A 12,532-nucleotide genomic window follows, 5' to 3' on the forward strand; every position below is an offset into this window, starting at 1 on the left:
GAGAGTAAAGGTTCCCACCGGTTGCGATCCGCAACCTGCCAATCATTGGTCAGGAGGCGGCGCAGTCCAGGACATCGGCGGTGTGCGCCAGGTCGGTGGTCTTGAGCACGACGAGCTGGGTGGACGACGTCTTGCCCTTGGCCGCGGTGATCTGCTCGGAACCGACGACGAGCCCGTCGGCGCGCTGGGCGCGTGCGGTGCAGGTCACGGCGGCGTCGGCGGGCTTGAGGATCTGGACGGTCAGCCTGGTGGACTGCGCGCCCTCGACCTTGTAGGAGATGGTCTTGGCCGAGATGCCGCGGATGCCGTCGGCGCTGTCGCCCGCGTTCGACATGATGATGCCGAAGCCGAGGGCGCACGCCGCGCAGAACAGGCCGATCACGCCGTACCCGATGACGGTGCGGACTGAGCGTTCGGCCATGGGAATCCTCGCGGTTCTGTCGGCGTTGTTTGCAACAATCTTCAATAAAGCGCATCCGCCGGGTCGATCGGGCCACTGGCCACGACCCGGCCGCACCAGCATCTCACCAAGGATAGGGAGAGCCTTCAGTGGCCGAGACCTTGCGGCTCATGGCCGTGCACGCCCACCCCGACGACGAGTCGAGCAAGGGCGCCGCGACGATGGCCAGGTACGTGGCCGAAGGCGTGGAGGTCCTCGTCGTCACCTGCACCGGGGGCGAGCGCGGCGACATCCTGAACCCGGCGATGGACCGCCCGGAGGTCCTGGAGAACCTCCCGGCCGTCCGGCAGGCCGAGATGGAGGCCGCCCGCGAGATCCTCGGCGTCCGCCAGGAGTGGCTCGGGTTCGTCGACTCAGGGCTGCCCGAGGGCGACCCGCTGCCTCCGCTGCCCGAGGGCTGCTTCGCCCTCGTCCCGCTGGAGGAGGCCACCGCCCCGCTCGTCAGGCAGATCCGCGAGTTCCGGCCGCACGTGATCCTCACCTACGACGAGAACGGCGGCTACCCGCACCCCGACCACATCATGACCTACCGGATCTCGGCCGCGGCCTTCGACGCGGCGGGTGACCCAGACAGTTACCCCGAAGCGGGCGAGCCCTGGCAGCCGCTGAAGATGTATTACTTCGTCACATTCCACCGCGACCGCTTCCTCGCCATGCACGACATCCTGCTCAAGCACGGCAAGGAGTCCCCGTACATGGACTGGCTCGCCGAGCGCGGCGGCGGCCCCACCGAGCCGCGCTGGCCGGTCACCACGCGCGTCCCGTGCGGCGACTTCTTCGAGGTCCGCGACGCCGCGCTGATCGCGCACGCCACCCAGATCGACCCGAACAGCTTCTGGTTCGCCTGCCCGCCCGACCTCCAACGCGAGGCATGGCCGACCGAGGATTACCATCTGGCCAGGTCCCTGGTGGACACCGAACTGCCGGAGGACGACCTGTTCGCCGGAATCCGGGAGAAAGTGGGCACGTGATGATCTTGGCCGAGACGTTCGAGCTGAACGACGAAACCGTCTCGCCCGGTCTTGTCGGCACCCTGGTCTTCGCGGTGTTGATCGTCGCGACCGTGCTGCTCATCCGCTCGATGAACCGGCGGATGCGCAACATCGACCACCTGCCCCGCGAGGAGGACCTTCTCCAGGAGGAGTGGGAGGCCGCGCAGGCCGGCAAGGCTGAAGAGGCGGCCGGGGAGCGGTAAAGGATCGGGCACCGCCCGGTAGGTCGCGGGGCCGCGCGCCCCCGAGTCGGTTGCATGGCATGTCATGAAGCCGCTCGCAGTGATCGCCGGGACCGTGCTGCTTCTCGTCTCGGCCGGGTGCAAGCCCGTCATGGAGAACGCGGCGAACGTCGACGCCGAGCCGGGCCACGCCGCGGGCCGCCCGGCCGTCGACGCCGCCGCGCGCCAGCGCAAGCAGCCTCCGCTCGCCCAGTCCTACCCCGTGCCCAGGGCGTGGGGGCGTCCGCTGTTCACCGAGACCTTCTCCGGCGACCGCGTCGACCCCCGGCGCTGGGCCGTCTACGACACGCCGACGGGCGAGAACCCGCGAACCCGTCGCGCGGTGCGGGTCTCCGACGGCCAGCTCCACCTCACCGGCGCGAAGTACGACGGCAAGGTCCTGTCCGGCGGCATCGCCTCCCACGAGGCGTTCACCTACGGCCGCTTCGAGGTCCGCATGCGCGCCGACCGGGGCGCTGGCTTCGCCCCCGTCCTCCTCCTGTGGCCCACCGTCCAGGGCAAGCCCGAGTGGGCCGAGATCAACTTCGCCGAGATCCCCGACCCCACCCGCCTGTCCACCGGCCTGTTCACCCACAAGGGCAACCCGGAAAAGGTCGCCAGCCGCACCGTCTACCGCGACTTCACCGAATGGCACGTCTTCGCCCTCGAATGGCTCCCCACCCGCCTCACCTACTACATCGACGGCCGCCGCGTCTGGAACTACACGGGCCCCCTCATCCCCCAAAAAGCCGACATGCACCTGGCCCTCCAAAACGACGTCGTCTGCTACACCCGCATCCAATGCCGCACCCCCGCCACCCCCACCCGCGTAACCATGCACATCGACTGGGCCCGAGCCTGGAAAGTCCCCACCTGACACCCGCTGCGGAACCCGTCTTACGCGTCACCAGGTGGTCGTGCCGATGGTGGCGAGGAGCGTCAGTTTGGTGCTCGACTCGCTGCCGGGCTCCGCGGTGTACATGACGACGCGCAGGTCGCCCCGCTGGGTGGTCAGGATGTCGCAGTCGAGTTCGAGGCTGCCGACGTCGGGGTGGTCGATGGTCTTCAGCGCGGGACCGTGCTCGGCGATCTCGTGGCGCTGCCACAGAGCACTGAACCGCGCGCTTCTGGCGCTCAGCTTGTCGACAAGCTGGCGCAGCGAGTGGTCGTCGGGGTAGCGGCCGACGCTGCGCCGCAGGTCGGCGACCATCGAGGCGTCGAACGCCGTCGTCGCGGTCGATCTGCGGACCCGGCAGTCGGACGGGCCGACGAAGTGCAGCCACAGCACGTTGCGTTCGCCCTCGGGCAGCGAGGTCGGGTCGCCCATCAGCGCCGCCCACATCGGGTTCCACAGCAGGTGGGTCCACCCGGCGTCGAAGACCGCGACGGGCCGGTCGGCGCTGCGCTCCACGAGACGGCGGATGCTCGCCGGCACGAGCCGGTTGACGCGTCCGCCCCCGGTCGCGTGCCCGGCGAGCCGGAAAAGGTGCTCCTGCTCGGCGTCGGTCAGCCGGAGCGCGCGGGCGAGCGCCCCGCACACCTGCGCCGAGGGCGCGGACGCCCGCCCCTGCTCAAGCCGCACGCCATAGTCCACCGACACCCCGGCCAGCACCGCGAGTTCCTCGCGCCGCAGCCCGCTGGTCCGCCGCGCGCTGTTCGCCGGGAGGTCCGCCGCCTGCGGCGTCAGGCGCTCACGCCACGCCCGCAGCCCCGCCGCGAGCTCACCGGATGCGCTCATCCCCCCATGCTCGCAGCTCCGCGCACGTGCGTCCTGGGACCACCGGTACCACCCAGCGCGCGGCCCCCGCTCACATCCTCTTCAGAACAAGCGAGGCGGCGAAAAGAGCAGCCCCGAACGGAACCCCGACCTGCGCGACGGCAAGGACCAGATAATGGACCGTCGAGTACACGCCCTGCGGGACCGTATGCCCCGAGGCGGCGTCAACCCACCTCAACGCGTTGTCCCCGAACAGCGCGCTGAGGACCCCGACAAGGGCGAGCACATACGACGCACCCCGCGTCCGCCGCCCCACCGTCTCATTCGAAGCAGTCTCCGTCTCCAAGGTCTTCTCTACCTTTCCCCGCTGCTTCCCGGCCTCCGCTGAACCGATCACCCGACGATCTCCGACCCCTTCAGCACCAGCGCGTTGGTCCGTTCCGCGAAGATCTCGCACGTCCCCGTCGCGACGATCTCCTGCCCCACCTCGACACCCTCCAGCGCCCGGAACGACTCGGCCCGCCGATCGTCATAGGGCAGCACGATGTTCACCAGCAACGGCCCACCCGCCACATCCGACGCCTCAATCGTCGGCGTCCCGAACTCACTCGCCCCCGCACCCAACACAACCCCCCGAACCGTAACAACCCGCCCATAACACTCCGCCTCCCCCCGAGCCCGATCCCGCACGAACAACCCATGCAACTCCCGAACCGAAACCACCCCCACCACCCCACCCGACACAGGCACCCCCGTACTCGCCGACCCGGACACCCCGCCCGGCACACCCCCCCGAGGCACCCCACACCCCACCACAAGCACCAGAACCCCCAGGCCCACCAAAAGTCTCATCCTCATACCCCCACCTCTCCCCCCCACCCCCCCCACCCATCCAGAGACCCCACTTCCTAGTACCCCCAATACCACCCCACCCCACCCCCCACCCCCACCACACCTCTCCCACCCGGCCAGGAGGGATGCGCCGATTGCCATGCCGTCCACTGTTTCGTGCATGAGCCCCGGTCCCCGTTGAGGGACCGGGGCTTCGGGTGCTGGCCAGACAGCCAAAGCGAGCCAAACTCTTCGCTCGCGCCGTCCGCCGTCCGCCGTCCGCCGTCCGCCGTCCGCCGTACGCTTGGATGCGCTGTGATGCCATCGTCCTCGTCCTCTTCAGCTCAGGCCGCCCGGCAACGCCTGGGCGGCCGGCTTCGCGCGCTCCGTGAAGAGTCGGGGCGTAACGGGCTCGCGTTCGCGCGGGAGGCTGGCTGGAAAGACTCCACGAATGTAAGCCAGGTCGAACTCGGGAAGCGGGTCATCACCGCCGAGCACGTGAGGCTCTGGTGCCGAGTCTGCGGAGCGCCCGAAGGGATCAAGGAATCCCTGTTGGCAGAGCAGGCCAACGTGGCGAACATGTGGCTGACGTATGAACAGCTCAACCGGGGTGGTCTGAAGGCTGCTCAAGAATCGGTCCGGGAAAAGTACGAGCGTCTTAAGCTGCTTCGCGTCTATCAGTCGAAGTCCTTCCCCGGACTTCTTCAGGGGCGCGAGTATCTCCGTGAGATCCTGACCGGGGTATGGGATGAGCAAGCGGTAGAAGCCGACGACCGCGAGGCGGACATTGCGGCAGCCGTAGCCGAACGGATTGACCGGCAATCAGTTCTCAAGCGCCCCGGCAAACGGTTCGTGTTCCTCGTTGAGGAGATCGTTCTTCGGTACCGGACCATCACACCCGAGACTCACCGCGCCCAGTTGGCCCATCTCCTGGACGTGATGCGTCTTCCCTCGGTGTCTCTCGGGGTCATTCCGATGGAGGCGGACCGAAACGGGGCCCGCCCCCGAGAGACCTTCATCGTCACCGACGACCGTCTCGTGAACGTCGAGCTGGTCTCCGGCTACCTGTCGCTCACGGACCCCGCGGAGGTGGGGAAGTACCTGGCGGTATGGGAGACGCTGTTCGGTCTCGCCGTGCATGGCGATGCGTGCGCTGAGCTGATCGAGAAGGCCCTCACGACGCTTCGCTAGAGCTTGTGGTCGGCGTGCGGCGTCGCCCGCTCCCAGGCCATCTCAAAGGCTCCTACGACTTGCAGGACCCGGCGCGGGTCACTCACGAACTCGTACTCCTTCAGGCTCCGGCCATCCCCGGCGTTGTGGTGGAAGCGCACCAAGCGGTTGTCGAACATCCACAGGTCGGCGCCCGGAAGCAGCAGATCGTATGCGCGCTTGCGCGGCAGCCAGCGGACATCTTCGCCGGCCTCGATGTTCTGCGGCGTCAGAGCGTGCTCCCATTCGATATAGCGGGTCGCAGGCTGCGAGTAGATGCGGAGCCGCCGCATGACCACGCCACGCCCCACGGCCTCAGCCACGGTCGAGAGCCACGCTGACCGGTCGTAGGTGCCGGGCCCTCCTGCACAGAAGTCTTGGTAAGCGGGGTCGCTCTCGTCGTAGATGTCTCGCATCTCCAGGTGGACAGCAGAGCGCTTCGTGTTCGCCAGCAGATCTTTGAAGGTCGGCGCACCCGGACCCTGCAAGTCCATCGCATACGAACCGGCGAGCGCCTCGCTGATGATCGGGCGCATCCTGGCCGGGTGCCAGATGATCTCTTCGTCATCGCCGCGCGGTGTGTGCTCGGCGAACCACTTCACCACCTCGGGGTCGGTCACGATCCGCCCCTGGAAGAACACATCGCCAGTGATCGGGTCCACCGCGACAGCGGGGCATTCCTCGTCCGGAGTACCGGGGTCGATTCCAACGAAGTCCATGGTGCTGCGCCTCCGACTCGGCAGGTTTACGGACCCGATCGACTCTTGCCGTAGCGCTCCGCGCCGTCAAGGTCCCCTGACAGATAGTTGCTGCCAAACACAGCCAAACTCGTGGCTCCCGTCCGGGGCGGCCTCTTAGCGTCGAGGCATGAGTATTGACGCGCTCGGAGAGGAAGGGCGGCGCGTAGAGGAGACATCGGTCAAGTTCTCCCCGCTGTCCAGCCTGCATGAGACCTACTTCGAACTGCTTCGGATCGAGATCGTCAAGCATCCGCACATGGGGGCAGGCGTCGTCGCGCGAGAGGGACGGCGGGTCCTCTTCGTGGTCCACGGCGACACCGGCCAGCTCGCCGACATCGGCATCACCGTTAAGGGGGACGCCCACTGGTACACGTGGGCGTTGGAGCACGGAGACGGCCGCGCGATCGGCATGCCCGCCGATTCCGCCAACGTCGCGGCCACGATCGTTAAGGTGCTGTCGGAGGGGGGACGGCTCGCATGACGACGTCGGCCGACCTGATCGCGGCCGCGCGCCGCGAAACCGACGTCGTGCTGGAAGGCGATCCGCCTCTCGCCGCCTAGATTCCTCGCGGGTGAGAGGTCTGCTCCGCTTCGTGAGCTACTGCCGCGGTCTTCGGCAAGCCCTTCCTGTACGCCCAAGGTCGGACGCTTGGGGGTCATGAGGGATGGGCCGGAGGCCGCGGCCCCGCAGAACAGGTCCCGCCGCAGCTACGACCCCGAGTGCCAGATGTCGACGGCCGGGGGGCGTCCCGGCGTGGGCGGCGGAGCAGAACCGTCCGGCGCTGGCCGGGATGATCCGGGCGCTTCGCGGTTCTCGCTGGATCGATCAGCCCGACCGAACCGGCGTGGACTGTCTCTGGCTCGTGAGCGCATCACCTGACGAAGAACGCACGAGAATGGCAAGGTGATGCCATGGCCTACCTGATCGAGCCGGACGCCGACTTCTACGACTCATGGCTTGCGGCACAGCGTGAGCACGAGGAGGTGGACGGCCGCGCCGAGGCCGACGGCCTGTCGGTCGAAGACCTTGAAGTGGGCGGCAGTGAGAGCGTCGCCCGGTCCCTGCTGTCGAAGCGGGTGGTGCCCGGCATCGACCCCGGGCTGGTGGGCGAGTGGTGGTGGGTCGAGAAGACGAGCCGCGAACCGGACTGCTCCGAGCGCGTCGAGGGCTATGAGTACATCGGCCGCGTCACCCTTCAGCCGGAGCCCCGACCCGAGGACCGCCGTCTGGAAACGAGCGGTCGCGCCGGACGGCTCCACGTCGCGATCCGGCCCTCGCGCCGCCGCGAAGGACACGAAGCGGCGGTGCTCTCGGCGGCGCTCTGGCTCGCTGGAGGCCGGGGCTTTCCCGTCGTGCTCCTCACCTGCTCGGAGGAAGAAGCCGCAGCCTTCGGCCTCGTGCAGAGGGAAGACGTCTCGGTGGCCGAGCGTGCTTCCGGGAACCGCTACACCGTTCCGACGACGGTCGGCGCTCGGTAGGAGATGCCGGCCGCTCAGCCTACTGGTTCGGGGTGTGGGGTCGCCGGGTTGGTGTTGGGCGTTGTGAGAGGCTTGGGTGTATGAATCGGTTGGCTGGGGTGACTTCGCCTTATTTGTTGCAGCATGCGGGGAATCCGGTTGATTGGTGGCCGTGGGGGGAGGAGGCGTTCGCGGAGGCGCGGGGGCGGGGGGTGCCGGTTCTGTTGAGTGTTGGTTACGCTGCGTGTCATTGGTGCCATGTGATGGCGCATGAGAGTTTTGAGGATGTCGCGACCGCGGAGTTGATGAATGAGTCGTTTGTCTGTGTGAAGGTGGATCGGGAGGAGAGGCCCGATGTCGACGCGGTTTATATGGAGGCGGTGCAGGCGCTGACGGGGCAGGGCGGGTGGCCGATGACGGTGTTCATGACGCCGGACGGGCATCCGTTCTACTGCGGGACCTACTTTCCGCGGGAGCGGTTTCAGGGGTTGTTGCGGGCGGTGTCGACGGCCTGGCGGGAGCAGCGGGAGGAGCTCGTCGCGCAGGGGCGGCAGATCGTTGACGCGCTGGGCGGGCAGGAGTCCGGGCTGGCGGCAGCGGGCGCGCCCGATGACGCCGCCCTGGATCGGGCGGTGCAGGTGCTCGCGCGGGGGTTCGACGAGAAGTACGCAGGTTTCGGGCAGGCGCCGAAGTTCCCGCCGTCGATGGTGCTCGAGTTCCTGTTGCGGCGCGGGGACGCGGGGCGGATGGGTGCGCGGACGCTTGAGGCGATGGCGCGGGGCGGGATCTACGACCAGCTGGGCGGAGGGTTCGCGCGGTACAGCGTGGACGCCGCCTGGGTCGTGCCGCACTTCGAGAAGATGCTGTACGACAACGCGCTGCTCGCCCGGGTGTACGCGCACTGGTGGCGTAAGGACGGGGCTCCGCTGGCGCGCCGTGTCGCGTTGGAGACGTGCGACTGGATGCTGCGGGAGCTCGGGACGGACGAGGGCGGCCTCGCCTCGGCGTTGGACGCCGACAGTGAGGGCGTCGAAGGCAAGTTCTACGTCTGGACGCCCGCGCAGCTCGCCGAGGTGCTCGGCGAGGAGGACGGGGCGAGGGCGGCCCGCGCGTTCCGGGTGACCGAGCGGGGCACGTTCGAGCACGGCTCGTCCACGCTCCAGCTGGAAGGCGACCTGCCGGAGGACCTGCGGGAGCGGCTGTTCCAGGCGCGCGCCGAGCGGGTGCGTCCGGCCCGCGACGACAAGGTCGTCGCCGCGTGGAACGGTCTGGCGATCGCGGCCCTGGCGGAGTGCGGCGCGCTGTTCGACCGCCCCGACCTGATCGACGCCGCGCGCGGCATCGCCGACCTCATCGAGCGCCTGCACGTCGCCGACGGCCGCCTCCTGCGCACCTCGCGCGACGGCGTCGCCGGTGCCAACGCGGGCGTCCTGGAGGACTACGCCGACGTCGCCGAAGGTCTCCTCGCCCTCCACTCGGTGACGGGCGAGCCGGAGTACGTGACCCGCGCGGGCGTCCTGCTCGACGTCGTCCTCGACCGCTTCTCCGACGGCGAGGGCGGCTTCTACGACACCGCCGACGACGCCGAGGCCCTGTTCCGCCGCCCCAAGGACCCGACGGACAACGCGACCCCCTCGGGCCAGTCCGCCGCCGCAGGCGCACTCCTCACCTACGCGGCCCTCACCGGCTCGCAAAGACACCGCGACGCGGCCCTGGCCGCCCTCGCCCCCTCAACCGCCCTCGCCGACCGCCACGCGCGCTTCGCGGGCTGGGGCCTCGCCGTAGCGGCGGCAGCCGTACGCGGCCCCGTAGAAGTCGCCGTAGTAGGCGACCCCGACGACCGCCGTACCCGCGAGCTGCACCGGACCGCCCTGATGAGCACGTCCCCCGGCGCGGTAGTAACGGTCGGCCTACCGGGCCAACCCCTCGACGGCCCCGTCCCGCTCCTGGGCGGACGCGACCTCCTCGACGACGCCCCCGCCGCCTACGTGTGCCGTGACTTCGCCTGCCGGATGCCGGTGGGCACGTCGCGCGACCTCGCCAAGGAGATCGCCTCCTCCTGAACCCCGCCTGAACCCTGAACCCCGCCTGAACCCGGCGTGAAACGGACGGGGAATCCCGCGCGGACCGTTGGCTGCGGGACGCCTCTCGTTTAGTGTCGGATGCACCGTGTTGTCCAAGGGTTTCCCCTGGCGATACGGTGTTTCCGTCTAACCCCCGCAGGAATGAGACAGCGTGCGCAAGCCGGGCCCCAGGGCGGCGCCGATGGCCATCGGCGTGGCCATCGCCACGACCCTCGCCGCTAACGTCGCGGTGCTGGTCGAACAGGCGGTGCGGCCCGCCGAGACGACGACGACGGCGGTCGCGCCCGGCCAGCTCGTCGCCGCCGCGCACGGCGCGACGGCCGCACCCGTCGCACCCCTCGCCAAGCGGGTCGAGCCGCAGGTCATGGTGGTCGCCAAGGGCCGCGCCGCGCTCCCCGCCGACCTCGCCGCCAAGATCGCGAAGATCAAGGGCGTCACCGGCGTGCAGGCCGCCGACGGGGCACGCGCGAAACTCGCCGGCAAGGAGGTCGGCATCTTCGGCGTCGACCCCTCGGGTTTCCGCAACTTCACCCCCGCCCCCACGGCCAAGCACGACGGCCTGTGGCGCAACATCGCGGCCGGTGACGTCGCGGTGTCGTTCGTGCTCGGCAGCGACGGCGGCGTCGAGCTCGACAGCCGAGTCCCGGTCGCGGGCAAGGCCGAGATCGACAGGGTCCGGGTCGGCGCGGTCGCGACGATGGGCATCGGCGACATCGACGCCGTCGTGTCCAAGGCGACCGCGCGACGGCTCGGCATGGTCGCCGACAACGTCCTCATCGTCGCCGGGGCCGACAAGGACCGCGACGCCATCGCCAAGGCCGTCAAACGCGTCGTGAACGCCAAGACGGGCACGGTCCGCGCCCTGAACCCCGCCTTCGACTTCAAGGGCTCGGCCGAAGGCGGCGCGTACCTCTCCGCGCGCGAGATCAAGACCGCGATCGAGGCGGGCATGACCAAGCTCGGCATGCCGTACGTGTGGGGCGGCGAGTCCGACGCCGAGGGCGGCTACGACTGCTCCGGCCTGTTGCAGTGGGCGTTCGCGCAGGCGGGCGTCAGGCTGCCCAGGGTCGCCGAGGACCAGGCAAGGACGGGCCCGATCGTCCCGTTCGAGCAGGCGCGCGTCGGCGACCTGCTCATCTGGGCCAACGACCCCACCGCGCCCGGCCGGATCTCGCACATCGCGCTCTACCTGGGCGGCGACAAGATGCTCGTCGCGCCCCGCACCGGCGACGTCATCAAGATCCAGAAGGTCTACTTCAACGGGTTCCGCGGCGCGGTCCGGGTCAACCGCCAGGCGGCCGCCAGGGCCGCGGGCTGACCCCCGCCCATAACCCCGCGTGATTTCCGTCATGGAGGCGGGGTACCTGGTGGGCTATGGGGGCATTGCGGTGTGTTGACGGATCGGCACTGACGGTACGGCCGGTGCCCGCGCTCGACACCGGCGGACGGGCCTACGAGGTCGGCCTTGAGATCCGCCGTGACGGGCTGCCCTTCGGGGCCGTGGGGCCGGGCTGCGCCTACTTCCTCGGACGGGTCGCCGAACGCCTGCGCGCGGCCCGCGAGGCCGACCTGACGGCCTGGCCGGACCCCGACGGACGCCTCCCGCAGGGCCCCCTGTTCGCCTTCCGCCAGGAGGGCCGACGCGCGGGGCCGGGCGGCGAGCTGAGCTGTGAGGTGCGCGACTCACCGCAGTGGGTGCCCTGGGCGGACGGGCAGGGCAGGGGAGACTGGCGCGTGGTCCGCCGGGCCGTCGTGGAGGCGTGGGACGGCGCGGGCCGCGGCGTCAGGGCGGTGCTGACCTCGGCCGAGCTCACGGAGTTCGTCGGGACTGTGCTCGCCGAGGCCGGCCACGCCGGGCTCGAACCGATGCCGTCCGGGGCGGATCGTACGAACTTGGAGACATCATGTAATTAGCGGAGATAATGAGGCGCGGCCGTGACGGCCGAGTGAGGGGGAAGTCCGCGCGATGGCAATCCGACGGAACATGAAGGCGCGGATCAAGAGCAGCCGCTTCTACTGGGCCGTCCGCGACCTCGCCTACCGCCTCTACGAGGGACGGGTGGAAAAGCACCTGCCCCGCGACCAGGTGCCCCGCCACGTCGGGGTGATCCTTGACGGCAACCGGCGCTGGGCGCGCGAGATGGGCCTCGCGGACGTGAACTCCGGCCACCGGGTCGGCGCGGACAAGATCTCCGAGCTGCTGCGCTGGTCCACCGAGGCGGGCGTTGAAGTGGTCACCCTCTGGCTGCTGTCTACCGACAACCTGTCGCGGCCGGCCGTGGAGCTCGACCCGCTGCTGCGGATCATCGAGGAGACCGTCGAGGACCTCGTGGCGTCCGGATGGCACGTCCAGGCCGTGGGCGCGCTTGATCTACTGCCCGATAAGACCGCTCGTGTCCTTAAAAATGCAGGGGAATCCACATCCAACAGGGACGGTCTGATTGTGAACGTCGCCGTTGGGTATGGAGGTAGACGTGAGATCGCTGATGCGGTCCGCTCCCTGCTCCTCGAGGGGGCGGCTCAGGGCACCAGCATCGAGGAGCTGGCCGAGCGCCTCGATGTTGAGCACATCGCCGAGCATCTCTACACGCGCGGGCAGCCCGATCCCGATCTTGTCATCAGGACCTCGGGAGAGCAGCGGCTTTCCGGCTTCATGCTCTGGCAGAGCGCCCACTCGGAGTTCCACTTCTGCGAGGTCCACTGGCCGGACTTCCGCAAGGTCGACTTCCTGCGGGCGCTGCGTTCCTACGCCGCGCGGAACCGTCGCTACGGCACCTGATCGCCACGGTCTCCCCGACCTCTCACACGGGTTCGACCCGT

Annotated in this window: 15 protein-coding genes and 1 pseudogene; 11 read left to right on the top strand and 5 right to left on the bottom strand. The window is 69.4% G+C overall.

Features of this window, described 5'->3' with window-relative positions; genetic code table 11:
• Positions 1–49: 49 nt before the first annotated feature.
• On the bottom strand, positions 50–421 hold the full coding sequence (locus R9X44_RS02240; protein ID WP_319812226.1) for a DUF4307 domain-containing protein: 372 nt from the start codon (positions 419–421) through the stop codon (positions 50–52).
• A gap of 128 nt (positions 422–549) precedes the next feature.
• Here R9X44_RS02240 and mca point away from each other — a divergent pair, with 128 nt between their 5' ends.
• The 3 genes from mca to R9X44_RS02255 all read left to right on the top strand — a co-directional run bounded on the left by mca (position 550) and on the right by R9X44_RS02255 (position 2,550).
• A complete protein-coding gene (gene mca, locus R9X44_RS02245; protein WP_319812227.1) occupies positions 550–1,431 on the top strand; it encodes a mycothiol conjugate amidase Mca in 882 nt (293 codons plus the stop codon).
• A complete protein-coding gene (locus tag R9X44_RS02250) occupies positions 1,428–1,655 on the top strand; it encodes a hypothetical protein (protein WP_413774894.1) in 228 nt (75 codons plus the stop codon). The genes mca and R9X44_RS02250 overlap by 4 nt, the downstream gene beginning before the upstream one ends.
• A gap of 64 nt (positions 1,656–1,719) precedes the next feature.
• On the top strand, positions 1,720–2,550 hold the full coding sequence (locus R9X44_RS02255) for a glycoside hydrolase family 16 protein (RefSeq protein WP_319812228.1): 831 nt from the start codon (positions 1,720–1,722) through the stop codon (positions 2,548–2,550).
• A 27-nt stretch (positions 2,551–2,577) separates the two neighbouring features.
• Here R9X44_RS02255 and R9X44_RS02260 read toward each other — a convergent pair whose 3' ends face one another.
• The 3 genes from R9X44_RS02260 to R9X44_RS02270 form a co-directional block, all read right to left on the bottom strand.
• The gene (locus tag R9X44_RS02260) at positions 2,578–3,411 is read right to left on the bottom strand and encodes a helix-turn-helix transcriptional regulator (RefSeq protein WP_319812229.1); all 834 of its coding nucleotides are present in this window, start codon (positions 3,409–3,411) and stop codon (positions 2,578–2,580) included.
• Positions 3,412–3,481: 70 nt separating this feature from the next.
• Positions 3,482–3,706 carry a hypothetical protein gene (locus tag R9X44_RS02265; RefSeq protein WP_319812230.1) on the bottom strand — a complete coding sequence of 75 codons (225 nt, stop codon included), beginning with the start codon at positions 3,704–3,706 and terminating at the stop codon, positions 3,482–3,484.
• Between the two features lie 77 nt (positions 3,707–3,783).
• A complete protein-coding gene (locus tag R9X44_RS02270) occupies positions 3,784–3,948 on the bottom strand; it encodes a hypothetical protein (protein WP_319812231.1) in 165 nt (54 codons plus the stop codon).
• A gap of 591 nt (positions 3,949–4,539) precedes the next feature.
• Between R9X44_RS02270 and R9X44_RS35660 the strand changes: the two are divergent.
• Both R9X44_RS35660 and R9X44_RS02275 read left to right on the top strand, forming a co-directional pair.
• Positions 4,540–4,743: pseudogene (locus R9X44_RS35660) on the top strand (helix-turn-helix domain-containing protein); the annotation flags it as partial.
• A gap of 30 nt (positions 4,744–4,773) precedes the next feature.
• Positions 4,774–5,412 carry a DUF5753 domain-containing protein gene (locus R9X44_RS02275; RefSeq protein WP_319812232.1) on the top strand — a complete coding sequence of 213 codons (639 nt, stop codon included), beginning with the start codon at positions 4,774–4,776 and terminating at the stop codon, positions 5,410–5,412.
• Here the strand turns inward: R9X44_RS02275 and R9X44_RS02280 are convergent.
• Positions 5,409–6,149: a DUF6879 family protein gene (locus tag R9X44_RS02280; protein WP_319812233.1), complete on the bottom strand. Its 741-nt coding sequence runs from the start codon at positions 6,147–6,149 to the stop codon at positions 5,409–5,411. The genes R9X44_RS02275 and R9X44_RS02280 overlap by 4 nt on opposite strands.
• A gap of 148 nt (positions 6,150–6,297) precedes the next feature.
• On the opposite strand from R9X44_RS02280, the gene R9X44_RS02285 reads away from it, so the two are divergent.
• The 6 genes from R9X44_RS02285 to R9X44_RS02310 all read left to right on the top strand — a co-directional run bounded on the left by R9X44_RS02285 (position 6,298) and on the right by R9X44_RS02310 (position 12,491).
• Positions 6,298–6,651, top strand: coding sequence for a hypothetical protein (locus R9X44_RS02285; RefSeq protein ID WP_319812234.1), 354 nt, complete (start codon positions 6,298–6,300; stop codon positions 6,649–6,651).
• A 431-nt stretch (positions 6,652–7,082) separates the two neighbouring features.
• Positions 7,083–7,649 carry a hypothetical protein gene (locus tag R9X44_RS02290; protein WP_319812235.1) on the top strand — a complete coding sequence of 189 codons (567 nt, stop codon included), beginning with the start codon at positions 7,083–7,085 and terminating at the stop codon, positions 7,647–7,649.
• A gap of 80 nt (positions 7,650–7,729) precedes the next feature.
• Positions 7,730–9,691 carry a thioredoxin domain-containing protein gene (locus tag R9X44_RS02295; protein ID WP_319812236.1) on the top strand — a complete coding sequence of 654 codons (1,962 nt, stop codon included), beginning with the start codon at positions 7,730–7,732 and terminating at the stop codon, positions 9,689–9,691.
• Between the two features lie 172 nt (positions 9,692–9,863).
• A complete protein-coding gene (locus tag R9X44_RS02300) occupies positions 9,864–11,030 on the top strand; it encodes a C40 family peptidase (protein WP_319812237.1) in 1,167 nt (388 codons plus the stop codon).
• Positions 11,031–11,134: 104 nt separating this feature from the next.
• Entirely contained in the window at positions 11,135–11,626 is a 492-nt protein-coding gene (locus R9X44_RS02305) for a hypothetical protein (RefSeq protein ID WP_319812238.1), read from the top strand.
• Positions 11,627–11,678: 52 nt separating this feature from the next.
• Complete coding sequence (locus tag R9X44_RS02310) at positions 11,679–12,491, top strand: isoprenyl transferase (protein WP_319812239.1); 813 nt, start codon at positions 11,679–11,681, stop codon at positions 12,489–12,491.
• The last annotated feature ends 41 nt before the right edge of the window (positions 12,492–12,532 follow it).

The sequence above is a fragment of the Actinocorallia sp. A-T 12471 genome (assembly GCF_033875155.1).
Taxonomy (GTDB): domain Bacteria; phylum Actinomycetota; class Actinomycetes; order Streptosporangiales; family Streptosporangiaceae; genus Actinocorallia.